The following is a 20,641-nucleotide window of genomic DNA, read 5'->3' on the forward strand; positions in this document are numbered from 1 at the left end:
CCCTAGCTCGTTGCTGCGAATGCGCTGCGCGCAGCATCGATCAGCGCGTGGACATCCCGCTCACCTGCAGCCGTCGTCAGCGGGCGCGGCTGGGCACTCTCGGGCAGCGGCGTCAGCGTCAGGGCCTGCGGCCACGGAAGCTCCCAGTCAAAGGCCAGCAGATCCGCACCGTCGAGCTGCTTGAGCTGCGCCGCAACTGCATCATCTCGGACCTTCGCCGCGGCGTGATAAAGCGTGACGCCTGCGATGAGCGGCTCGCGTCCCGCGGAGAGAACGGCAAACGAACCGCTAGGCTCGGTGTCATCGTCCTCACCCAGCAGCCTGTCAGCTCCGTGCACGGCCATCAGGACGGGGATCCGCCCCTCGGTCGATCTTGCAAGAGTTCGCGACAGACGCAGGATGATCCGTGTCAGGACTGGCTGAAGCGCAGCCTCACAACCGCCAAGCTGGCACACTGCCATGGGCGGGCTGCCATCGGGCAAACGGAACAGGCGCTGGAGCAGGTCATCCGGGCTCAGATGATCGGCATCCTCGCCAAATACAGGCGCAAGCCTTGCGTCCTCGCGCGCCGCACGAAGGCGCCGGACCACAGAGGCACAGGCGGCGCCGGTGCCAGGGGCGCCTTGCTCTCGCTCGCGTTCGAGGTCACCGATCAGGTCACGGAGCGTGCCGCCCTGCCCGCGCATCACCGCCTTCAACAGCCGCAGGTCTTCGCGCGAGAGAGGGTCGCCAACAGCCTCAAGACAGTCCGCCAGCTCATCCGCTGTCAGAAGACCCGGCGCAATGAAACCTGCCGAGGCATCGACGATGCTCGCCGCGTTGCCAAAGCTCCGGGTAAAGAGATTATCCGGATCGACCAGTACAAGCCTCGCCGGGAAGCCTCGCTTGAGGAGCGAGCGGACAGTGACCGCCATGGCCCGCGCGGACGCAAGGTCTGGCCCAACGATTGACACGCCTTCGGAAAGGATACGGTCAGCCTCGATGCTGAACGGCCCGTCGGCCTCGCCGATCGGCACCGCAAGCCTGAGCCCCGCCTCGCGGGCAGCAAGCGCGGCGGCCGTATCAAGGCGGCTCGTCCGGACACCGACGGTTGGGCAATGGATGCGGCTTTCAACGAGGCCCCCTGCCCCGATCCGGCCAACGAGCTCCGCTTCTGCGAGCACCACGTCGAAGGCTTCGGCATCGATGTCAGCTGCGGGAGCCTCGATACCCGTGACCACGGCCACTGCAGCAGGCTCACCGTCAATCCTGAGGAGCGTTCCGATCGTGACACCTTCTTCCTGCGCGAAGCTTGCGGAGAGGGCTGCGATCACGCGTCCGGGTGCGACGGATGCAATGACGCCCAGCGGGCGCGCTTCGGCGGCGCCTTCTGCTTCGGGCGCGAGGCTTCGCGTTTCGACGCGGCTCATGCTGCGCGCTCCATCTGTTCGGTGGGAAGGGAGAGAACGAGGTCCGTGAAGCCGCCTGCGCGCACTTCCTCGAACCTCAGACCATGACGTATCAGATCGGACTTCAGTGACCTCAGCACACGGATCGGCAACGCCCCGGGGCCGGAAAGCAGCCTGAACCGGATCGTGAGAAGCGAAGCGTCGTGCTCGGAAGGTTCAACAGCCAGGCCGATCGCCCGGCGCTCACCGCCTTCGAGAACGAACGCTGCAAAAATCCGCCCGAGCGCCGTGTAGAGATCGCGGCTTGAAACGGTGGAGATCGGCAGGCCCTCAGCGATGTGGACCTTGCCGATAAAGAGCTTTGCGGACTGCTCGGAGATCACGCGCTTCAGGATAGGCAGCGGATCGGCGCCCTCCGGCCGCGGACGACCCTTGGCCCCGGCCGAGGATGCAGCCTCGAGGATCGAGTCGATATGCTTGAGAAGAAGCCCTGCCGAATGGAGAATATTGTCGAGATACTCCTCGCGTTTCTCCCGGGGAACATCGGCGTTCTCTCGAAGCAGCCCGGCGAAACCAGTGATATGGTTGAGCGGTGTACGGAGTTCGTGATTGAGGCCCGAAAGAAAGGCAGCTTTCGCCGCGCCCGACTGCTCCGCATCAATCTGGGCGGCGGCGGCATCCTCCTCCGCCTCGCGCAGCCGTCTGGCTGCGCGAAAGGCCTGCGCGTAGTCGCGCAGCGAGGTCGCGCCAACAGTGTCAGGATCGCGCTTCATGCCGCCCCTTCGCCGTCCGTTCTCGGAACAGCGTTAGGGCTAGGTCAGTCAGTGTTAAGCCGTGGTTAACCCTGACCCCTCGTCGAGCTTCTCGAGAGCCTCTTCCTTGGCCTCCTCGATCTCCTCGGGAACCTCTTCCTCGCGCTTCCTCCGGCCTTCGAGGACGGATGGCGGCACGTAGGCAAGGACCCGGTCATCGGCGCGCGGCGTGAGCGGTTTGTCGTTGGAAACGAAGAGCAGCTCCTTGTCCCGCTCCACCGCCACAATCACGCTTTCGTCGCCAATCGCGGTGAGAAACGCTTCGGCGTCGTAAGTCTCCGTGATCCGCGTCACTTGGAAACCCCAGCCATTATAGTGCCGCTCCATCAGCTCATCGAGGCCCAAGGGCTTCGACAGGAGCGCCCGGCCCTGCAGCGTGTAGGATACCATCCTGCGGCTATCGCTGATGGTGATGTTCTTGCCGGTGGCCAGCTGGAAGGTCCGCGCACGGTCCATCTCCGGCGCGAGGTCCATGCAGACGAGCGCGTTGTGGCTGTCATTGCCCGAGACAGCGAGCAGCGTGTTGTAGCGGACGAACTCGATATGGTGCTCGGTCACCTCGGACAGGATCTCTCCGTAGAAGGTTTCGAGGCCCCTGTTCCTTGCCGGACGCAGCGAGCGGTAGCTCGAATCGACGACGAGCACCGGGTACTTCATTTCCTTGAGCTTCTCACCGAGCGCCGCCGACCAGCTCGACGCACCGGCGATCAGAACGCCGGGGCGGCCCCGCTGGGCGAGATCCAGCCGCTTGGCGAGCGGGCCGATGGTAAAGCCGTGGGCGAGGACCGTGGCGAAGACCATGGCGAAGGAGAGCGGCACGAGCTTCTCGGCATCGGCATAGCCGAGATCCACCATCTTGACCGCGAAGAGCCCGCAGACAGCAACGGCCACGATCCCGCGCGGAGCGATCCAGCCCATTAGCAGACGCTCTTTCCACGTGGTGTTCGTGCCGAGGAGCGAGGTGATCGCCGCGACGGGCCGCACCACGAAGAGCATCGCGATGACAAACAGCGCATCAGCGAAGGTCAGGCTGAAGAGGACATCGGGCGTCAGGTTGGCCGTCAGCATGACGAACACACCCGAGACGAACATCACCGCGATGTTCTCCTTGAAGTGGAGAAGCTGATTGATGCTCGGCAGCTTGGCGTTCGCGATGGTGATGCCCATCGCGGTCACGGCGAGGAGGCCCGCCTCTTCCTGGAAACCGTTGGCAAGCGCGAAGGCGGCGAGCACGGTAGCAAGCAGCACCGGCGTCTTCAGGAACTCCGGCACCCAGCCATTGCGGAAGCTGCGCGCGATGAAGAGACCCGCGAGCACACCGAACACAGTCGCGAGGGTCGCGCCAATGATCAGGCTGCCGGTAATGGTAGCTGGCTCATATCCGCCATGAGCGGGGTCCGAGAGGTGAAGGACCTCGTAGACGAAGACGGCGAACAGAGCGCCGATCGGGTCGTTGACGATGCCTTCCCACCTCAGGAGCGTCGCAGGCCTGCTCGAAAGCTTCGCCTGGCGTAGGAGCGGCATGATCACCGTTGGTCCGGTGACGACCATAATGCCTGAGAAGATGAGCGCGGTCGGCGCGCTCAGCCCTGCAATCTTCCACGCCGCGAGGAACCCGAGGCCCCACGCGAAGAAAACGCCGGGGACGACAAGGCGCCGAACGCCCTTCCCGACCTCGCGGAGCTCATCGAACTTCAGCTGCAGGCCACCTTCGAAAAGGATGATGCCCACGGCCATAGAGACGAGCGGCCCATAGACCTCGCCGAACGTCTCTTCGGGACGGAGAAGACCGAAGACAGGGCCAAGCAGGAGCCCTGCGATGGCCATCAGGACGATGGCCGGCAGGTTCATCCGCCAAGCCACCCACTGGGCGCCGATCCCGGCAATGCCGATCAGCGTGACTGCAAAGACAATATCCATATTCCCGCCGATCTAGTCCGAAAAGTCAGTCCGCCCTCTTAAGGCCGGTCCGGGAACGATGGGAAATCAAGCGTCTTTGAAGTTGGGATCGCGTTTTTCCACGAAGGCTTTCATGCCTTCCTTCTGGTCCTCGGTTGCAAAGACCGAGTGGAACACCCGGCGTTCGAAGCGGATGCCCTCAGAGAGCGGCACTTCGAAGGCGCGGTTGACGCACTCCTTGACCATCATGGAGATCGGACGGGAGAAGCCAGCGATCTTCTTCGCAGCCTCAAGCGCCGTGTCCATCAGCTCAGCCTTGGGGACGACGCGGGCCACGAGGCCGCAGCGTTCGGCTTCTTCAGCGCCCATCATCCGGCCGGTCAGGCACATGTCCATGGCCTTTGCCTTGCCGATGTATTTCGCCATGCGCTGGGTCCCGCCTGCGCCGGGGATAGCGCCGATGGTGATCTCGGGCTGGCCGAACTTGGCGTTGTCAGCAGCGATCACGAAATCGCACATCATCGCCATCTCGCAGCCGCCGCCGAGGGCATAGCCAGCGACCGCCGCGATGATCGGCGTCCTGATCCGGCTCGCCTCTTCCCAGTTCGCGGTAATGAAGTCTTCGGTGTAGGCCTGGACGAAGCTCTTGTCGGCCATCTCCTTGATGTCCGCGCCGGCCGCAAAGGCCTTCTCAGAGCCCGTCAGGACGATGCAAGCGACCTTCGGATCAGCATCCGCGGCCTTCAGCGCTTCCGTCAGCTCGTCCATCAACTCCTTGTTGAAGGCATTGAGGGCTTCGGGGCGCGCGAGCCGGATGATCTGCACGCGGTCATCATTATCAATCTCTAGGCAATTGTAAGCCATAAGCTTTTCGGGGCCTCGTCAGCTATCCCTGAGTGTGGGACCACGGCACCCAATAGACCTGCCTTCACGAGGCCGCAACCGGGACCCTCCGCCGCTGTCTCCACAACGGTTTAGGGGTGACGCGGGGCCCCAGCATCGCTATCTGCCCGCATTCAGGAACGCTAATTCCAACGCTAGGAGACCAGCATGGAACTCATGCTCGCAGCCGGTGGCTCGCTCTTCGACATCTTCAAGGCGCCAAGCCTTCAGGTCATCATCCTGTTCATCGTGGTGTTTGCCGCCCTCAACTGGATCGAGAAAGGCCGCTGGGACTAACCCCCGCGCCTCATGCTCACATCCCTTCTCTTCCTGCTCCTCGGGCTGGTCGTTCTTCTTGCGGCCGGTGAATGCCTCGTGCGCGGGGCCGCAAGCCTTGCCAAGCTCGCGAACGTCCCGCCGCTCATCATCGGCCTGACCGTGGTTGCCTTCGGCACCTCGGCGCCGGAGCTCGTGGTGACGATCCAGGCCGTTGCAGGAGATGCCGCAGGCATCGCGATGGGCAACATCGTCGGCTCGAATATCGCCAACGTGCTGCTCGTCCTTGGCCTGCCCGCCTGCATCATGCCGATTGCGATGGTGGTGCCGAAGCTGAAGCGCCACGCCGTGGCCCTGCTTCTCGCGACCGCTGTCTTCTGCGGTATGGTCTACTGGAATGGCGAAGTCGGCCTGCCTGAAGCGATCGTCTTCACCCTCGGCATGGTCGCATACTTCAGCCTGATGGCCATCGAAGCGCGCAGTGGTCACGCGGATGCAGCGCTCGAAGCCGAAGGGATCCTCGTTGAGAAACCAGGCATTCCGCAGACGATCGCGCTGACGGCGCTTGGCCTCATCGGCCTTCCCATTGGCGCCACGCTGCTCGTCACAAACGGCTCGGAAGTCGCCAGCCTCATGGGTGTCCGCGATGAGGTGATCGGCCTCACGGTGGTCGCCTTCGGCACGTCCCTGCCCGAGCTCGCGACAGTCCTCGCAGCAGCCCTCCGCCGCGATGCGAGCGTTTCGGCGGGCACGATCATCGGCTCGAACATCTTCAACATGCTCTTCGTCGGCTCCGCTGCAGGCTATGTCGGTACGAGCACGTTCAGCGAAACGGCGTTGCGCCTCGACCTGCCGGTCATGCTTGGCGCGACTGCGCTGATCACGGGCCTCATCTTCATGCGCCGTGACTTCGGCAGGACAATCGGCCTCCTGAGCATCACAGCCTACGTCGCCTACATCCTCTACACCGGCCTGTGGGCGGGCGCGGCATGACCAAGGCCGTCCTCGTCACCGGAGGCGGCAAGCGACTTGGTCGTGAGATCGTTCTGACCGCAGCCGAAGCTGGCTGGACCCCGGTGGTCCACTACAACAGCTCGTCGAACGCGGCGGAGGAGCTCGCGAAAGAGACCGGCGGCGTTGCCGTGGGTATCGACCTCTCCGAGGAAGGCGCAGGCGAGAAGCTGATCGCGCTCGCCACGGAAAAGCTCGGCGGCAAGCTCACCGGTCTCGTCAACTCCGCCTCGATCTTCGAGCATGACACCGGTCAGGACGTCACCGAGGAAGCGCTCCTCAGGAACTTCCGTATCCACACGGTTGCGCCCGCCATGCTGGCCAAGGCCTTCGCCCATCAGGCCTCCGATGGCTCCGCGATCGTCAACATTCTCGACCAGAAGCTCTTCAATCTGAACGCTGACCATTACAGCTACACGATCTCGAAGCAGGCCCTTCACGGCGCGACCATGATGATGGCTCGCGCTTATGCCCCCAGCGTCCGCGCCATCGGCGTTGCGCCAGGCTACAACCTCCCCTCGCCCGGTCAGGATGATGAGACCTTCGAGCGCCTCGCGCCGACGGTGAACGTCCTCGAACGCAGGCTCCAGCCCCGCGACGTGGCGAAGACCGTGCTCTTCGCGCTTGAGAACATGGCCATCACCGGCCAGGTCCTGATCGCGTCAGGCGGCGAGCATCTGAAGTCAGCCGAGCGCGACGTTCTGTTCAAAGACTAAGACCATGGAACTGCCCCTCCTCGCCCCCGGATACTACGCCGTCTTCCTCGAAGACCTCCGCAAGCATGTGAAGCTCGGCGTGCTCGAGCACGAAGTCCGTCCGCAGGCGGTCAGCTTCAACCTCGCCGTGATCGCGAGCCGCGTTGGAAAAGGCGACGGCATCGAAGATGTCGTGGACTATGACAATCTCCGCCAGACGATCCTTGAGGTCACCGCGGATGAGCATTTCGGCCTGCAGGAGACCCTGTGCGAGGCGATCATCGCAAGCCTCCGTACACGGGACAATATCCACGGCGTACTCATCGAGACCCGTAAGCTCACCGTCTATGACGATGCCGAGGCCGTCGGCTGCCGCATGTCCGACATCGACAAGGAGGCGATCCTCTAGATGTTCGAACAACGCTACCGCTTCCACTTCGAAGCCGCTCACCAGCTGGGCGCCAACGTTCAGGACAAGGAGCACCCTTATGCCCATGTCCACGGACACAGCTTTGAGGTCTATCTCATCCTGCGCGGCGAGGAGCTTGGCCCCAAGGGTTGGCTCACCGATTTCAGCCGTGTGCGGCAGACAGCGGACGATATCCACGCCCTCCTCGACCACCGCTACCTCAACGATATCGAGGGGCTGGAGCTTCCGACCCTCGAACGTCTCGCGCTCTTCATTTTCGAGAAGGCAAAGCCCGCCCTCGAAAAGCTCGCCGCCGTGGAGGTGAACCGCCCCTCGCTCGGCGAACAGGTCCGTTACGAGGCCTAGGAAAAGACGACCACCGTCTGGCGTGCCGCCGCGATCGGCCGCCCGTCCTTCGCCCAAACGCCCATGTCCTGGGACGACCAGCCATCTCCCGCCGACTGCGCCTTGGTGTGGAGGAGGTACCAGCCATCCTCCGTAGAGAGATCATCCGTCAGGAAATCGATATGCCAGTTCACTGAGCTCACCGGCGCAAAGGTCTTCATCAGTGGCGCAGCCGCTGGCGGGGTCAGGTCACCGATGGCCAGCACGCCGACCTCTGACCCCCAATAGCTCTCATCCTGCGCACGCGCCCACCACTGCATCTCGCCCTTGTCGCTCCCAAGAAACGGCATCCCGCCGCCGCAGGGCGCGATCTCGTAGTTACTGAGGAAGGCCGGATGCATCGGCGTGATCTCCATACGCTCAAGACCGTCAGGCCCCTGAACGTCCGGCATGGGGTAGTCATCGACCTTCACGGTGCTGTCGCGACCTGCGCCGTAGACGAGGACCCCGCGCGTCGCTGCGCCCTTCTCGCCGCGCACCTCCGCCTCGACGAACGAGGTCGACTTCCCGCGCCGGAGGAGCCGTGCCTCGGTGGTCACAGATCCAGCGGCAGGCGCAATGAAAGCCACCTGCACTGAGCGCAGCGGAGGCAGCTCCCCGACCGCCATCTCGGCGGCCCGGGCGCAGAGCGCAGCAGTCAGCCCGCCATAGGCAGTCCGTCCCTGCCCCCAGCTTTCAGGGATATCCGTCGAGAAAACGCCATCCGCGAAGTGCTTCTCGTCCATCAGCTCGGAAAATTTCATCGCCTGCCCTTTCGCGGCCCAGCTTGCGGTGCCAAACGGCCCAGTCATGAACAGACCTAGCGGCAAGATCTTCTCCGGCGAAGCCACCTTCATGAAGGGCGTGGTCGACATGGCGGGCCTCCCGCCCTCCGACCTTGGCGAGTTCGCCTTCGCGGGGCGGTCAAATGTCGGCAAGTCCTCGATCCTCAATGCGCTGATGAACCGCAAGGGTCTCGCACGGACTTCGAACACGCCGGGGCGGACTCAGGAGGTCAACTTCTTCGATATCGGAGGATCCTTCAGGCTCGTCGACCTGCCGGGCTACGGCTATGCCCGCGCCTCGCGCACCAAGGTCGATGCGTGGACGGAGCTTATCTTCGACTATCTGAGGGGTCGCCCGAATCTCCTCCGGGTCTTCGTGCTGATCGACAGCCGCCACGGCATCAAACCGGTGGACGAGGAAGGCATGGCTCTCCTCGACGAAAGCGCCGTCAGCTATCAGGTGATCCTCACCAAAATCGACAAGATCAAGGAAAGCGGCGTCGCCCGCCGGGTCGCAGAGGTTTCAGAAGCCCTCGCCTCACGTCCTGCGGCGCACCCAGAAGTCCTCGCCACCAGCTCAGAAAAAGGCCGCGGACTGAAGGAAGTCCGCGGCGCGATCCTTGGTGCCCTCGAGGGCTGGGGCCGCTAGCTCCTAGCGGAACTTCACCGTACGGTGGACACCGACGTCCGGCGTTTTCTCGTCCATCAGGTTCGCCTTGGCGATCTCCCAGCCGAACTTCACCGAGCTGCCGGTTGAGCCCCAGATGCTGCCCGTCTCGAGGTCCATCTGCAGGAGGGTGAGGGTCGGGTCTTCCTTGCCGCCTTCGTACCAGGCCGCGACGACCGGGTTCCAGTATTCGTCACGCTTGGCCGTATCGAGGTTCTCGCGGATATAGCCGTTCACGCAGGCGTGGAAGTCGTGGTTCTTGCCGACCACCACGAAGTGCGCGGTCGAATTCCCCTTGCGCATCTCCTGAACAAGCTCACTGTCGGTCTTGGCGAAGAACCAGAGGGTGTTCGTGCCCTGCTCCCGCGTTGCGGCCATGGGCTGGCTGTGCAGCGGCGTGTTCTCAAGGTGCAGCATGCCTGCCGGGACCTCGTCGAGGATGTCGTAGAACTGCGCATCGGGATGGTTTTCAGTCTGGGTCAGATCGACCATGGAAGCCTCCTTGTCTCTTAGGAAACGAACGGGCGCGGCCGCCTGCCGGTTCCAGAGCATGGTGCCGCAGCGCGGGAGGCCCCTGTTTCTGCGCAAAAGCCGCGCTTTGTCGTCCGTTGAGAGCTAGGGTGTAACCATCGGCTCGTCCCCAACGGATAGGGCTATGAGACTTCGGGAGCACGGGACATGACCGGCACACCGCACCTACGCGTTATCGACGGGAAGAAGCCGTCATCGAGGCCGGTTACGGACCTCAGCCACCTCGGCCCCCTCATGGTGAAGGCCCAGGAAGGCGACAAGCGCGCCTACAATGAGGTCCTGACCGCGTGCGATGCGTGGCTCAGGGTCTTTCTCGCCCGCAGGGTTGCCCCTGAATCGGTCGAGGACATTGCCCAAGAGGCGCTGATGGCCCTGCACCGCAAGCGCCACACCTACGACCCGGAGAAGCCCTTCGCGCCGTGGTTCGTGGCGATTGCCCGGTACAAATGGCTCGACCGGCTGCGCAAGCACTACCGCGCCGAAGAGGTCGAGTATGAAGACCAGGCCTCGGTGAGCGGCCACGAAAGCGCGGTCATGTCGAAGATCGTGCTCGAGCGGCTCCTCGCCCACATCCCGGACAATCAGGCGCAAGCCATCCGCCTTGCAAAAATCGATGGTTATGCCTTGGACGAGATTGCCCAGATGACGGGCCAGTCCCTTTCCTCGGTCAAAGTGAGAATTCACCGCGGCATGAAGCGGATGATGAAGAAGTTGGAAGAAGCCCATGCGTGAGACGACTGACAGCATGTCCCTGATCGACAGCCTGACCGAGAGCATGGCTCCGGTCACCCGCCGCAAGCCCCGCCGCGAGATGCTTATTCTCGGCGGCATCCTGTTCCTGCAGCTCGCGGGCACCCTTGCCCTCATCGGCACGAACACCGCGGCGGTCTTCACCCACAACCTTTCGATGGCGGCGGCCAAGGCAGTCTTCTTCGCAGGCCTGACCCTTGGCTTCGCAGCGCTCGCGTTCAGGAGCTTTGATCCGACGACTCCGCGCCAGCGCAACATCGCCTATGGTGTCGGCGGGCTCATGGTCCTCTTCGCCATCGCCTTCCTCGACAGGAACTTCGGCGGCGGTGCAGTGAACATCCTCGCGCCTTCCAGCGGCCTTCGCTGCCTTGTCAGCTCGGTGAGCTTCAGCCTGCCGATGTTCATTGCCCTGACCTTCTTCATGCGTGGCGCAGCACCGACGCAGCCCAACGCCACAGCCGCCTTCATCGGCGTGGCGGCAGGCAGCTGGGGCGCCTTCATCTACGGCCTCCAGTGCCCCTTCATGAACATCGGTTTCGTCGCCCTCTGGTATGGCGGCGCCATCGCCCTCACCACCCTTGCCGCGGCAGTCATCCTGCCGCGGTTCGCGCGTTGGTAGAGTCAGCGCTGATAGCCCAAAGAGCCCGGCCTCAGCGCCGGGCTTTTTTGTGCCTCGATCTGAGAATTCCGTCGCAAACCGCAGCGAATGTGACCTTAAAACCATCGACAGCAGGCGATTGATCCTGCAGCTTCGGTGGGTCGGTTTCTGATTAGTGGGACTTCGGGGCAGGCCGACGTTTTCGAAAAAACGGGAAGCCTCCGTGCATGGGCCGGGACGCCTGCTGCGGGACTTCCGCAACGTTGGAGCACCCAATGCGCAAACTTCTCATTCTTCCCGTCCTCGCCCTTGGCGCATGCGCCTCGACCGGCCCGTCGATCGGTGGCGTCTCGTTCGCCGACATGGACACCAACGCCGACGGCAAGGTCACCATGGAAGAGTTCACCGGCAAGTCTGCCGTCTTCGACGCGGTTGACGCCAACGACGACAAAACCATCACGATGGAAGAAGCAGCAGCCTACGCCCGCGCCAGACGCCTCGGCGGCGGCGACGGTGAAGTCCGCAGCACCGGAAGCCGCCTCTAGGGCTTCCTCCGGCGCCCGGTCTTGAGAGGTCAGGCGTCGAAATCGGCCTCGGTGCTTGCGCGGAGCTCATCCAGCGTGACCTCCGGGGCCATCTCGACAAGCTTCAGGCGCTTGGCCGTCTTGTCGACATCGAAGACCGCATGGCTCGAGATCACCCGGTCGACACAAGCCACACCCGTTAGTGGCAGCGAGCACTCCTTCAGAAGCTTCGCGTCACCCGCCTTCGACATGTGATCCATCAGGACGACGACGCGCTTCACGCCAGCGACGAGGTCCATCGCGCCGCCCATCCCCTTCACCATCTTGCCCGGGATCATCCAGTTGGCGAGATCGCCGCCCTGGCTGACCTCCATCGCGCCGAGGATGGAGAGGTCAATATGACCCCCACGGATCATTGCGAATGAGTCAGCGGACGAGAAGAAGCTCGTTTTGCCCAACTCCGTGATCGTCTGCTTGCCGGCATTGATGAGGTCAGCGTCAACCTCATCCTCGGTCGGGAAAGGACCCATACCGAGCATCCCGTTCTCCGACTGCAGCGTTACCTCCATCCCGTCAGGAATGAAGTTCGCCACCAGCGTCGGAATACCGATGCCAAGGTTCACATAGAAGCCGTCTTCCAGCTCATTCGCCGCCTTCGCGGCCATATCGTCACGGGTCCAGGGCATCGGGTGCTCCTTCTTGAGTGGGTAGTTGTGCAGCCATGAGCGCGGCGACCCGTCCTTCGTCATTCTGACTGATCTTCGCTAGCTCATTAGGAAACTTGCTAAGTGCAAGTGCGAGAAGAGGGGCTGCAACGACGAACCCTTGTTCGTAGTCTGAATGACAGCCCGAAAAATACGAGAGCCGGTTCCGGCTCTCAATCGAGGTCTCGATGTAGTATTCGGACGGGTGAAGGCAGATCACATCGCCGGAATAGCCAAGGCTTAATGGCAGATCGTACAGTCCACGATCGACTACGCGATCCTTCAGCTCCGTGAATGTCTGCCTGCTGATTTTTGTCCGATCGACCGAAGAGAGGCGGCCATACTGATAACCCCCACCAAGGCCGGTTCCGGTCCGAAGCTCCAAGAGGCAGGCCCGGGTTCCGCACCTAGCCTCGACGCTGCCGCGCGCGCGTCGCCGCTCACCCAACAGAAGGCGTACTATTTCATCATCGCTCGCCCCGACCGGAAGAAGGCGCACTGCCGCAAGCTCGGGGCCGTGAGGCTCCCCTTTCAGCTCATCGCCTACGGTCTGACAGGCCGTGAGGAGGCAAGCAGCGATGACAAAAGCTAGGCGCATTCAGGCCGCCCGCACCGTCCGCTGCTCAATGCGCTTCTCCTGCGCGGCTTCCACGATCCGGTCGACATAGATGCCCGGCGTGTGGATATGATCCGGGTCCAGATCACCGACCTCGACCAGCTCTTCCACCTCGGCGATGCAGACCTTGCCCGCTGTCGCCATCATCGGGTTAAAGTTGCGGGCCGTCTTGCGGAAGACGAGGTTGCCTTCCTTGTCACCCTTCCAGGCGCGGACGAGGGAGAGGTCGGCCTTCAGGCCCGTCTCCATGATGTAGCGCTCGCCGTCGAACTCCCGCTCTTCCTTGCCTTCGGCGATCTTCGTACCGACGCCGGTCTTGGTGTAGAAAGCCGGGATACCCGCGCCCCCTGCCCTGATCCGTTCGGCGAGGGTGCCTTGCGGGTTGAACTCGAGCTTCAGCTCGCCGGATAGGAATTGCTCAGCAAACGTCTTGTTCTCACCAACGTAGGAGCTGACCATCTTCTTGATCTGCTTCGTCTGGAGGAGGAGCCCGAGGCCCCAGTCATCGACGCCGGCATTGTTGGAGATCGCGGTCAGGTTCTGCGCACCTGAATCCCTCAGCGCGACGATCAGCGTCTCAGGGATACCGCAGAGGCCGAAACCGCCCGCCATCACCGTCATGCCGTCGAAGGGAATGCCTTCGAGGGCCGCCTTGGCGTCTGAGAAGACTTTGTTCGCCATGAGGAACCTCCGCTTGATACGGGGGCTTCATCGCTGGCAGCGGCCACTTCTGCAAGTGGGCACGTCAGCCGTCTACCATTGAACATTTTCGCGCGGCGGCAGGCCTACAGCCCTACCAGGCCGGGGGCACGTGGGTGACGTCGAAGGTCACTTTCGGTTGAGGCTCGTCATTCTTCGCGACCATCGTCCGCTCAGCCATCTGCGGAGCGGCACCGCCGTCGCAGCCCATCGCGAAGCCCACACCCTTGAGATAGCTGCGACGCAGACGACCCCGTCGGTAGGCTTCCCGCACCGCACGGTCATGCGCAGTAGCGCCGGTGGCGCGGCGGACCATCGAGCGGAAAGGAATGAAGTCGGTCGTGAGGTCGCTGACGAGGCTATAGGCCTGATCGTCCGCAAGGTCGGTCACTCGGTTAGAAAGACCAGAGAAGCTGACAAGGCCATCGGCGCTCGCCGTCTGGAGCGTATCGACGTCGCTGCCGACATAGCTTTCAAGGTCCGCAATCTCGATTTCGATGCCAGCACAGCTCTCCGGCACCGGCTTCTCGTAGACCGCGAGGGCCGTGAGAATGGGCGGGATCGCTTCCTTGCGCATGTTGAGGTCTGTGAGAGGCGCGAGCACGCCTTCCGTGATGCCGCCGGTCATCCCCTGATCGGCATCGTGCGGCCGCGTATGACACGCGGCGAGGGCGACGAAGGCCGTCGCGCCTATTAGTTTCCACATCCCCATAATCACAAGACTACCACGCCTTCCTCTAAAAGTCACAACTGCAATGATGAAAACGCAAAGAATTGAGAAGAGTTCGTCCGTCTCAATTTGGAACTATCACTAGAGCGTTACCGGGGGACGGTCCGAACTGCACCGTGTTGGGACAGGTGCAGCATTTACGAAGGCGCAACCATGTCACGTTTTCTCTCTACTACCGCCATCTCCACCCTCATGCTCTGCGGTGTCGCCGTAGCGCAGGAAGCCGATACCGAGACCAAGGACGTTGAGGAGTTTGTCGAGCCTTCTGCCGAGGCCCCTGCCGCCGTCAGCGAGCTGGATCAGGATGCCCTCGACAAGGTCGATGACGCCGAGACCCTCAATGAAATCGTCCTCAAAGCCACGACGGGCGATGGCGAAGGCCAGATCGTTACCGACGAGGACGGTGAGCGGCGTCAGGTGACGGCCGATGCCTCAACCACCCCGGACATGCCTGAACAGGAAGACGGCAACTGGGGCGACAAGGACAAGAAGAAGGACTGGGAGAAGAAGAAGACCGCCTCCAACGCCGAGAAGGACTGGTCGGACAAGGACATGGACGAAAAGCGCACCGCCTCGTCCCAACCCATGGACCGCGATGTCTTCGATTATACAACCACCGTCCGCTTGCGCTCCGATGCCCTGAACGCAGCGCGCATCATCGGCGAGGACATTGACGGCACGGATGGCGAGGAGATTGCCGACCTCGAAGACCTCATCATCAATGCCGACGGCCAGGTGACCGAAGCCGTCGTCAAGGCAGGCGGCGTTCTGGGCCTTGGCGAGAAGACCTATGTCGTCGCCTTCGACCAGCTGCGATTCATGGCTGATGATGACGACGAAGGCGAACTCGACATCGCCATGCCCGCTGACAAGGAGAGCGTGGAAGCCCTCGCCCGTTGGGATGCCGATGAATTCGCGATTGGCGAAGACGGCTTCACCCTCGCAAGCGAGCTTCAGGATGCAGAGCTTGCCGTTCCGGGCTCGGACGAGATAGCCGAGGTCGAAGACATCATGATGACCGCGAGCGGGAAAATCCGTGCCGTGATCATCGACTTCGACGACCTCATGCTCGCCCTCCCCTATGACACGATCAGCGTGACCGAGGGCGACGCCGAGGATGACGCAGGCTACCGCATCAGTCTGTCAGCGGATGAGTTCTCGATGCTCCCGAACTACGAGTTCGAGCCGAGCAACTTCCTTGAGCGTACGGGTGATGCCATCGAAAACGCCGTCGAGAAAACCGGCGACGCGATCGAGCGCGGCGCAACCGAAGTCCGCGACGCAGGCGCAGCTGCCCTGAACCGGACCGAGGAAGAAGCTGAAGAGGCCGCTGCCGAGGTCGACGCCGAGATGGACGAAGCCGAGGCGGAGGCTGCCGAAGCGGCTCGCGACGTTAAACGTGAGACCGAAGAGCTCGAGCGAGACGTCGAGAACGCTGCAGCCGCTACGACGGCAGAAGCCCGCGAAACGGCGAATGAGGCCGAAGCGGAAGTCCGTGAGACTGCCGAAGAAGCTGAAAACGCTGCAGAAAACGCTGCCAGCGAAGTCGAGGAAGAGGCAGAAGAAGCCGAAGAAGACGTCGAGCAGGCTGCTGAGGAAGTTGAAGAGGAAGTCGAGGAAGAGACTTCCGAAGAACCCTATCGTCGCTAAGCGTCCCCTCCACGAGGCTTAGAAACGAAGAAGGCCGGAGCAGCGATGCTCCGGCCTTCTCTTTTGTCCGTAATCGGTAGACCGATCTAGAGGTCGAGGAGCAGGCGCTGCGGATCCTCGAGGTTTTCCTTGATCCGCACCAGGAACGTCACAGCGCCTTTGCCGTCGACGATCCGGTGGTCATAGGAGAGCGCCAGATACATCATCGGGCGGATCTTGATCTCGTCACCGACAGCGATCGGGCGCTTCTCGATACGGTGCATACCGAGAATGCCCGACTGCGGCATGTTCAGGATCGGCGTTGACATCAGCGAGCCATAGACACCGCCATTGGTGATCGTGAAGGTGCCACCCTGCATCTCTTCGAGCTTGAGGTCGCCATCGCGGGCACGGCGGCCATAGTCGCCGATCTCTTTCTCGATCTCTGCGAGACCCTTCTGGTCAGCATCACGCACGACCGGGACCACGAGGCCCTTCTCCGTACCCACCGCAATACCGATATCGTAGTGGTTCTTATAGATGATGTCGGTGCCGTCGATTTCGGCATTGACCTCCGGCACTTCGCGCAGGGCCTGGATCGCGGCCTTCACGAAGAAGCCCATGAAGCCGAGCTTCACGCCGTGCTTCTTCTCGAAGAGCTCTTTGTACTGAGAGCGAACGCTCATCACCGCCGTCATGTCCACGTCGTTGAACGTGGTGAGCTGGGCCGCGATGTCCTGGCTTTCCTTGAGGCGCTTGGCGATCGTCTGGCGCAGGCGGGACATCTTCACCCGCTCTTCGCGCTCACCGAGCTCGCGCGGAGCCGAAGGTGCAGGTGCCTTGGCCTTCGCAGGCTGGCTGCCAACGCCTTCGAGCGCTGCAAGGGCATCACCCTTGGTCACGCGACCACCGCGGCCGGAGCCTGCGATCTGCGAGGCGTCGAGGCCGTTCTGCTCGACGATCCGGCGCGGCGCTGGGCTCAGCGTCGAAAGATCCGTTTGCGTCTGGTTGTCAGCTTTCGGCTTGGCCGTTTCCTGCGGCTTGCTCTCGCCAGCAGCCTCGCCAGAGGTGATGATGCCAAGAACGTCGCCCACCGAAACGGTCGCGCCCTCTTCGGCCTTGATCTCTTTCAGGACGCCCGAGACAGGAGCCGGAACGTCGACCGCAGCCTTGTCGGTCTCGAGGCTGACGACCGGGTCGTCGACCTTCACATAATCACCGACCTTCACCAGCCACTCGCCGATGTCAGCTTCGGAGACGCTCTCGCCCGAACTCGGCGCCGTGATCTCGACCTCTTCGCCGTCGGCCTCTTCAGAAGCCTTCACTTCGCCAGCGCCGCCAGGGGCAGCCGCAGCCGAAGGCGTGTCGGAGGCAGCGTTGATGCCGCCGCCTTCGTCGCCAGCACCGTTCGCGCCAGCGCCGTCGCCCTCGCCGATCGTGCCGAGGAGCGCGTCGAGCTCGACGGTCTCGCCCTCTTGGGCAGCGATCTTGGACAGGACACCAGCGGCCGGCGCGTTCACTTCGACGGAGACCTTGTCGGTCTCAAGCTCGACCAGCGGCTCGTCGGCGGCGACCTGGTCGCCTTCGCGCTTCAGCCATTGTCCGATGGTGGCCTCGGTGACGCTTTCACCGAGGGTAGGTACGCGGATGTCGACCATGTTTCTCTCGTTATCCTAGGGCTTCCTCGAGGAAGTCCTCGAGTTCTTTCTTGTGCTGTTGGGCGTGTCCGGTAGCGGGCGACGCGGCGGCTGGGCGGCCCGCATAACGCGCGCGCTTATGCTTTGCGTCAATCTGGTCGAGCACCCATTCGATGTTCGGCTCCATGAAGAACCACGCGCCCATGTTCTTGGGCTCTTCCTGGCACCAGACCATTTCGGCGTTCTGGAAGCGGCGAAGCTCGTGGATCATCGAGCCGGCAGGCACCGGATAGAACTGCTCGACGCGCAGGAGGTAGACGTCATCGACGCCGCGCTTCTCACGCTCTTCGAGCAGGTCGTAGTAGACCTTGCCCGAGCACATCACCACGCGGCGGATCTCATTGTCCGGCTTAAGCGTGACGGTCGTGCCCGGCTGGTACTCGGCGTCATCCCAGAGGAGACGGTGGAACGTCGATCCCGGCCCCATCTCCTCATAAGTCGAGACCGCCTTCTTGTGACGGAGCAGCGACTTCGGCGTCATCAGGATCAGCGGCTTGCGGAAGTCGCGTTTCATCTGACGGCGGAGGATATGGAAATAGTTCGCAGGCGTCGTACAGTTCGCGACCTGAATATTGTCCTGGGCACAGCCCTGCAGGTAGCGCTCAAGGCGCGCCGACGAGTGCTCAGGGCCTTGGCCTTCATAGCCGTGCGGCAGGAGAAGGACGAGGCCCGACATCCGCAGCCACTTGCGTTCGGCCGAGGAGATGAACTGGTCGAAGATGATCTGCGCACCGTTGGCGAAGTCACCGAACTGGGCTTCCCAGAGGGTCAGCGTGGTCGGGTCTGCCAGCGAATAGCCATACTCAAAGCCCTGCACCGCGAACTCGGAGAGGTTCGAGTCGATGACCTCGAACTCGGCCGCATCGTCAGACAGGTGACGAAGCGGCGTGTAGCGCTTCTCCGTCGTCTGATCGACGAAGCTCGAATGGCGCTGGGAGAACGTTCCGCGCACGGAGTCCTGCCCCGAGAGCCGGACCCGGTAGCCTTCACGGAGGAGCGATCCGAACGCCAGCGCCTCGGCCGTGGCCCAGTCGATGTTCTTACCCTCGGTGAGGGTCGTCTCTTTCGCCTTCAGGATCCGCTTCAGCGTCTTGTGGATCGTGAAATTGTCAGGGACGCGGGTCAGCTTGCCGCCAAGGTCCTTGAGGCGGTCGAGATCGACAGCCGTATCGCCCTTGCGGTCATCGTCCTGGGGCGGCTTGAAGCCCTTCCAACGAGCGTCCAGCCAGTCGGCCTTCTTCGGCTCATAGGGTTTGCCAGCCTCGAACTCGTTCTCGAGGAATTCCTTGAACTCCGCCATCTCGCGTTCGACGTCGGCCTCGGAGACGAGACCTTCCGCAACCAGACGATCCGCGTAAAGCTCGCGCGTCGTGCGGCGGTTCCTGATCTTGGCGTACATGAGCGGCTGGGTGAAGCTCGGCTCATCGCCTTCATTGTGGCCGTAGCGGCGGTAGCACCACATATCGACGACCACGTCGTGGCCGAACTCCATGCGGAACTCGGTGGCGATCTTCGAGGCGAAGACCACAGCTTCGGGATCGTCGCCATTGACGTGGATGATCGGCGCTTCGACCATCTTGGCCACATCTGACGGGTACGGAGAGCTTCGCGAGAAACGCGGGCTGGTCGTAAAGCCGATCTGGTTATTGACGACAAAGTGGATCGTGCCGCCGGTGCGGTAGCCGCGCAGCGCGGTGAAGCCAAAGCATTCCGCGACGACACCCTGCCCTGCAAACGCTGCATCACCGTGAAGGAGCAGCGGCATGACGTGGGTCCGCGCAACCTTGATGTGCTCGCCCGGCTCCATCAAGTCTTGCTTGGCTCGGCACTTGCCGAGAACAACAGGGTCCACTGCCTCAAGGTGCGAGGGGTTCGCAGCCAGCGAGAGGTGTACGGAGTTTCCGTCGAAGACACGGTCAGAAGAGGCACCGAGGTGGTACTTCACATCGCCCGAGCCGCCGACATCCTCAGGGATGGCTGCGCCGCCCTGGAACTCGTGGAAGATCTGGTGATAGGGCTTGCCCATCACCGCTGCGAGGACGTTCAGGCGTCCGCGGTGCGGCATGCCGAGATTGATCTCCTGCACGCCCAGAGCGCCGCCGCGCTTGATGATCTGCTCGAGCGCCGGGACCATCGCCTCGCCGCCATCGATACCAAAACGCTTCGTGCCCTGATATTTGACGTGGAGGAAGTTTTCGAACCCTTCCGCCTCGATCAGCTTGGTCAGGATCGCCTTCTTGCCTTCCGGCGTGAACTTGATCTCCTTGTCCATGCCTTCGATGCGGTGCTGAAGCCACTGCTTCTGCTCCGGGTCGGTGATGTGCATGAATTCGATCGCGAACGTGCCGCAATAGGTCCGTCGCAGGATCTCGAGGATCGTCCGTAGGCTGCCCGTTTCGAGGCCGAGGACATTGTCGAGGAAGATCTCGCGGTCGTAATCGTCTTCAGTGAAGCCATAGCTCGCCGGATCGAGCTCAGGGTGCACCTCGATATCGCGCAGGCCGAGCGGGTCGAGATTGGCAATCATGTGGCCACGCACCCGGTAAGCCCGGATCAGCATCAGTGCACGGACGGAATCGTGGACCGCAGCCTGAACATCCTGCGGGTTGACCCCGCGCGGCTTCTTCTCGGCGATCTTCTTGGCGAAGACATCCGAGACGCCTGCCCAGTTGCCGCCTAGCGCTGCGGTGATTTCGTCGCCGGGGCGCTTGGGCCAGTCGTCACGCTTCCAGCTCGGCCCGTCTGCGTTGGACCTTGCGGTCTCGCGGCCATCGCCGAAAGCGTCGAAATAGGCCCTGAGCTCAGGATCGACGCTTGCGGGGTTCTCCGCGTACTTCGCAAATTGCTGTTCGAGATAGACGGCATTGCCGCCGGAAAGAAACGAAATGTCGTCTTTCGTTTCGCGGGAGATGTCGGAGCCTGCGCTACCGTCGTGAGCCATTTCGCGGCCGGTCC

General features: G+C 62.7%; 22 protein-coding genes. 10 read left to right on the top strand and 12 right to left on the bottom strand.

What is annotated here, in order from left to right; translation table 11 throughout:
• Positions 1-2 precede the first annotated feature (2 nt).
• The 4 genes from HK107_RS03030 to HK107_RS03045 all read right to left on the bottom strand — a co-directional run bounded on the left by HK107_RS03030 (position 3) and on the right by HK107_RS03045 (position 4,963).
• Positions 3-1,409 carry a hypothetical protein gene (locus HK107_RS03030; RefSeq protein ID WP_173196676.1) on the bottom strand — a complete coding sequence of 469 codons (1,407 nt, stop codon included), beginning with the start codon at positions 1,407-1,409 and terminating at the stop codon, positions 3-5.
• Positions 1,406-2,161: a sensor histidine kinase gene (locus tag HK107_RS03035; RefSeq protein ID WP_173196678.1), complete on the bottom strand. Its 756-nt coding sequence runs from the start codon at positions 2,159-2,161 to the stop codon at positions 1,406-1,408. Before HK107_RS03035 ends, HK107_RS03030 begins: the two co-directional genes overlap by 4 nt.
• Before the next feature lie 54 nt (positions 2,162-2,215).
• Complete coding sequence (locus tag HK107_RS03040) at positions 2,216-4,120, bottom strand: cation:proton antiporter (protein WP_173196680.1); 1,905 nt, start codon at positions 4,118-4,120, stop codon at positions 2,216-2,218.
• 66 nt (positions 4,121-4,186) lie between these two features.
• Entirely contained in the window at positions 4,187-4,963 is a 777-nt protein-coding gene (locus tag HK107_RS03045; RefSeq protein WP_173196682.1) for an enoyl-CoA hydratase, read from the bottom strand.
• 186 nt (positions 4,964-5,149) lie between these two features.
• Here HK107_RS03045 and HK107_RS15805 point away from each other — a divergent pair, with 186 nt between their 5' ends.
• The 5 genes from HK107_RS15805 to HK107_RS03065 are packed head-to-tail and all read left to right on the top strand — an operon-like array spanning position 5,150 to position 7,738.
• Complete coding sequence (locus HK107_RS15805; protein WP_269815565.1) at positions 5,150-5,278, top strand: hypothetical protein; 129 nt, start codon at positions 5,150-5,152, stop codon at positions 5,276-5,278.
• A 12-nt stretch (positions 5,279-5,290) separates the two neighbouring features.
• On the top strand, positions 5,291-6,250 hold the full coding sequence (locus HK107_RS03050) for a calcium/sodium antiporter (protein WP_173196684.1): 960 nt from the start codon (positions 5,291-5,293) through the stop codon (positions 6,248-6,250).
• The gene (locus HK107_RS03055; protein WP_173196686.1) at positions 6,247-6,984 is read left to right on the top strand and encodes an SDR family oxidoreductase; all 738 of its coding nucleotides are present in this window, start codon (positions 6,247-6,249) and stop codon (positions 6,982-6,984) included. Before HK107_RS03050 ends, HK107_RS03055 begins: the two co-directional genes overlap by 4 nt.
• A 4-nt stretch (positions 6,985-6,988) precedes the next feature.
• Positions 6,989-7,372: a dihydroneopterin aldolase gene (locus HK107_RS03060; protein ID WP_173196688.1), complete on the top strand. Its 384-nt coding sequence runs from the start codon at positions 6,989-6,991 to the stop codon at positions 7,370-7,372.
• A complete protein-coding gene (locus HK107_RS03065) occupies positions 7,373-7,738 on the top strand; it encodes a 6-pyruvoyl trahydropterin synthase family protein (RefSeq protein ID WP_173196690.1) in 366 nt (121 codons plus the stop codon).
• Here the strand turns inward: HK107_RS03065 and HK107_RS03070 are convergent.
• A complete protein-coding gene (locus HK107_RS03070) occupies positions 7,735-8,520 on the bottom strand; it encodes an acyl-CoA thioesterase (protein ID WP_173196692.1) in 786 nt (261 codons plus the stop codon). The genes HK107_RS03065 and HK107_RS03070 overlap by 4 nt on opposite strands.
• A gap of 46 nt (positions 8,521-8,566) precedes the next feature.
• Between HK107_RS03070 and yihA the strand changes: the two genes are divergently transcribed.
• Positions 8,567-9,190 carry a ribosome biogenesis GTP-binding protein YihA/YsxC gene (gene yihA / locus HK107_RS03075; protein WP_173196694.1) on the top strand — a complete coding sequence of 208 codons (624 nt, stop codon included), beginning with the start codon at positions 8,567-8,569 and terminating at the stop codon, positions 9,188-9,190.
• A 3-nt stretch (positions 9,191-9,193) separates the two neighbouring features.
• Here yihA and HK107_RS03080 read toward each other — a convergent pair whose 3' ends face one another.
• The gene (locus tag HK107_RS03080; RefSeq protein WP_173196696.1) at positions 9,194-9,700 is read right to left on the bottom strand and encodes a pyridoxamine 5'-phosphate oxidase family protein; all 507 of its coding nucleotides are present in this window, start codon (positions 9,698-9,700) and stop codon (positions 9,194-9,196) included.
• A 186-nt stretch (positions 9,701-9,886) separates the two neighbouring features.
• Between HK107_RS03080 and HK107_RS03085 the strand changes: the two genes are divergently transcribed.
• From HK107_RS03085 to HK107_RS03095, 3 genes are all read left to right on the top strand, one after another.
• Positions 9,887-10,471 (top strand): sigma-70 family RNA polymerase sigma factor, encoded by a 585-nt coding sequence (locus HK107_RS03085; RefSeq protein ID WP_173196698.1) that lies wholly within the window; start codon positions 9,887-9,889, stop codon positions 10,469-10,471.
• Positions 10,464-11,108, top strand: a complete 645-nt coding sequence (locus tag HK107_RS03090) for an NrsF family protein (RefSeq protein ID WP_173196700.1) — start codon at positions 10,464-10,466, stop codon at positions 11,106-11,108. The genes HK107_RS03085 and HK107_RS03090 overlap by 8 nt, the downstream gene beginning before the upstream one ends.
• A 254-nt stretch (positions 11,109-11,362) precedes the next feature.
• Positions 11,363-11,632, top strand: a complete 270-nt coding sequence (locus HK107_RS03095) for an EF-hand domain-containing protein (RefSeq protein ID WP_173196702.1) — start codon at positions 11,363-11,365, stop codon at positions 11,630-11,632.
• 29 nt (positions 11,633-11,661) lie between these two features.
• Here the strand turns inward: HK107_RS03095 and HK107_RS03100 are convergent, their stop codons facing one another.
• The 4 genes from HK107_RS03100 to HK107_RS03115 all read right to left on the bottom strand — a co-directional run bounded on the left by HK107_RS03100 (position 11,662) and on the right by HK107_RS03115 (position 14,336).
• Entirely contained in the window at positions 11,662-12,297 is a 636-nt protein-coding gene (locus HK107_RS03100; protein ID WP_173196704.1) for a CoA transferase subunit B, read from the bottom strand.
• On the bottom strand, positions 12,281-12,913 hold the full coding sequence (locus HK107_RS03105; RefSeq protein WP_173196706.1) for a hypothetical protein: 633 nt from the start codon (positions 12,911-12,913) through the stop codon (positions 12,281-12,283). The genes HK107_RS03100 and HK107_RS03105 overlap by 17 nt, the downstream gene beginning before the upstream one ends.
• Positions 12,914-13,612 (bottom strand): CoA transferase subunit A, encoded by a 699-nt coding sequence (locus HK107_RS03110; RefSeq protein ID WP_173196708.1) that lies wholly within the window; start codon positions 13,610-13,612, stop codon positions 12,914-12,916.
• A 112-nt stretch (positions 13,613-13,724) separates the two neighbouring features.
• Entirely contained in the window at positions 13,725-14,336 is a 612-nt protein-coding gene (locus tag HK107_RS03115; protein ID WP_173196710.1) for a hypothetical protein, read from the bottom strand.
• Positions 14,337-14,513: 177 nt separating this feature from the next.
• Between HK107_RS03115 and HK107_RS03120 the strand changes: the two genes are divergently transcribed.
• Positions 14,514-16,010, top strand: a complete 1,497-nt coding sequence (locus HK107_RS03120; RefSeq protein WP_173196712.1) for a PRC-barrel domain-containing protein — start codon at positions 14,514-14,516, stop codon at positions 16,008-16,010.
• Positions 16,011-16,096: 86 nt separating this feature from the next.
• Here HK107_RS03120 and odhB read toward each other — a convergent pair whose 3' ends face one another.
• The gene (gene odhB, locus HK107_RS03125) at positions 16,097-17,647 is read right to left on the bottom strand and encodes a 2-oxoglutarate dehydrogenase complex dihydrolipoyllysine-residue succinyltransferase (RefSeq protein WP_173196714.1); all 1,551 of its coding nucleotides are present in this window, start codon (positions 17,645-17,647) and stop codon (positions 16,097-16,099) included.
• A 10-nt stretch (positions 17,648-17,657) separates the two neighbouring features.
• Positions 17,658-20,627 (bottom strand): 2-oxoglutarate dehydrogenase E1 component, encoded by a 2,970-nt coding sequence (locus HK107_RS03130; RefSeq protein ID WP_173196716.1) that lies wholly within the window; start codon positions 20,625-20,627, stop codon positions 17,658-17,660.
• Between the last annotated feature and the right edge of the window lie 14 nt (positions 20,628-20,641).

The sequence above is a fragment of the Parvularcula mediterranea genome (genome assembly GCF_013085255.1).
In the GTDB taxonomy this organism is placed as follows: domain Bacteria; phylum Pseudomonadota; class Alphaproteobacteria; order Caulobacterales; family Parvularculaceae; genus Parvularcula; species Parvularcula mediterranea.

Coding starts and splice junctions, on each gene's coding strand:
- HK107_RS03030 (WP_173196676.1), bottom strand. CDS start 1,409: ATGAGCCGCGTCGAAACGCGAAGCCTCGCGCCCGAAGCAGAAGGCGCC.
- HK107_RS03035 (WP_173196678.1), bottom strand. CDS start 2,161: ATGAAGCGCGATCCTGACACTGTTGGCGCGACCTCGCTGCGCGACTAC.
- HK107_RS03040 (WP_173196680.1), bottom strand. CDS start 4,120: ATGGATATTGTCTTTGCAGTCACGCTGATCGGCATTGCCGGGATCGGC.
- HK107_RS03045 (WP_173196682.1), bottom strand. CDS start 4,963: ATGGCTTACAATTGCCTAGAGATTGATAATGATGACCGCGTGCAGATC.
- HK107_RS15805 (WP_269815565.1), top strand. CDS start 5,150: ATGGAACTCATGCTCGCAGCCGGTGGCTCGCTCTTCGACATCTTCAAG.
- HK107_RS03050 (WP_173196684.1), top strand. CDS start 5,291: ATGCTCACATCCCTTCTCTTCCTGCTCCTCGGGCTGGTCGTTCTTCTT.
- HK107_RS03055 (WP_173196686.1), top strand. CDS start 6,247: ATGACCAAGGCCGTCCTCGTCACCGGAGGCGGCAAGCGACTTGGTCGT.
- HK107_RS03060 (WP_173196688.1), top strand. CDS start 6,989: ATGGAACTGCCCCTCCTCGCCCCCGGATACTACGCCGTCTTCCTCGAA.
- HK107_RS03065 (WP_173196690.1), top strand. CDS start 7,373: ATGTTCGAACAACGCTACCGCTTCCACTTCGAAGCCGCTCACCAGCTG.
- HK107_RS03070 (WP_173196692.1), bottom strand. CDS start 8,520: ATGAAATTTTCCGAGCTGATGGACGAGAAGCACTTCGCGGATGGCGTT.
- yihA (WP_173196694.1), top strand. CDS start 8,567: ATGAACAGACCTAGCGGCAAGATCTTCTCCGGCGAAGCCACCTTCATG.
- HK107_RS03080 (WP_173196696.1), bottom strand. CDS start 9,700: ATGGTCGATCTGACCCAGACTGAAAACCATCCCGATGCGCAGTTCTAC.
- HK107_RS03085 (WP_173196698.1), top strand. CDS start 9,887: ATGACCGGCACACCGCACCTACGCGTTATCGACGGGAAGAAGCCGTCA.
- HK107_RS03090 (WP_173196700.1), top strand. CDS start 10,464: ATGCGTGAGACGACTGACAGCATGTCCCTGATCGACAGCCTGACCGAG.
- HK107_RS03095 (WP_173196702.1), top strand. CDS start 11,363: ATGCGCAAACTTCTCATTCTTCCCGTCCTCGCCCTTGGCGCATGCGCC.
- HK107_RS03100 (WP_173196704.1), bottom strand. CDS start 12,297: ATGCCCTGGACCCGTGACGATATGGCCGCGAAGGCGGCGAATGAGCTG.
- HK107_RS03105 (WP_173196706.1), bottom strand. CDS start 12,913: ATGCGCCTAGCTTTTGTCATCGCTGCTTGCCTCCTCACGGCCTGTCAG.
- HK107_RS03110 (WP_173196708.1), bottom strand. CDS start 13,612: ATGGCGAACAAAGTCTTCTCAGACGCCAAGGCGGCCCTCGAAGGCATT.
- HK107_RS03115 (WP_173196710.1), bottom strand. CDS start 14,336: ATGTGGAAACTAATAGGCGCGACGGCCTTCGTCGCCCTCGCCGCGTGT.
- HK107_RS03120 (WP_173196712.1), top strand. CDS start 14,514: ATGTCACGTTTTCTCTCTACTACCGCCATCTCCACCCTCATGCTCTGC.
- odhB (WP_173196714.1), bottom strand. CDS start 17,647: ATGGTCGACATCCGCGTACCTACCCTCGGTGAAAGCGTCACCGAGGCC.
- HK107_RS03130 (WP_173196716.1), bottom strand. CDS start 20,627: ATGGCTCACGACGGTAGCGCAGGCTCCGACATCTCCCGCGAAACGAAA.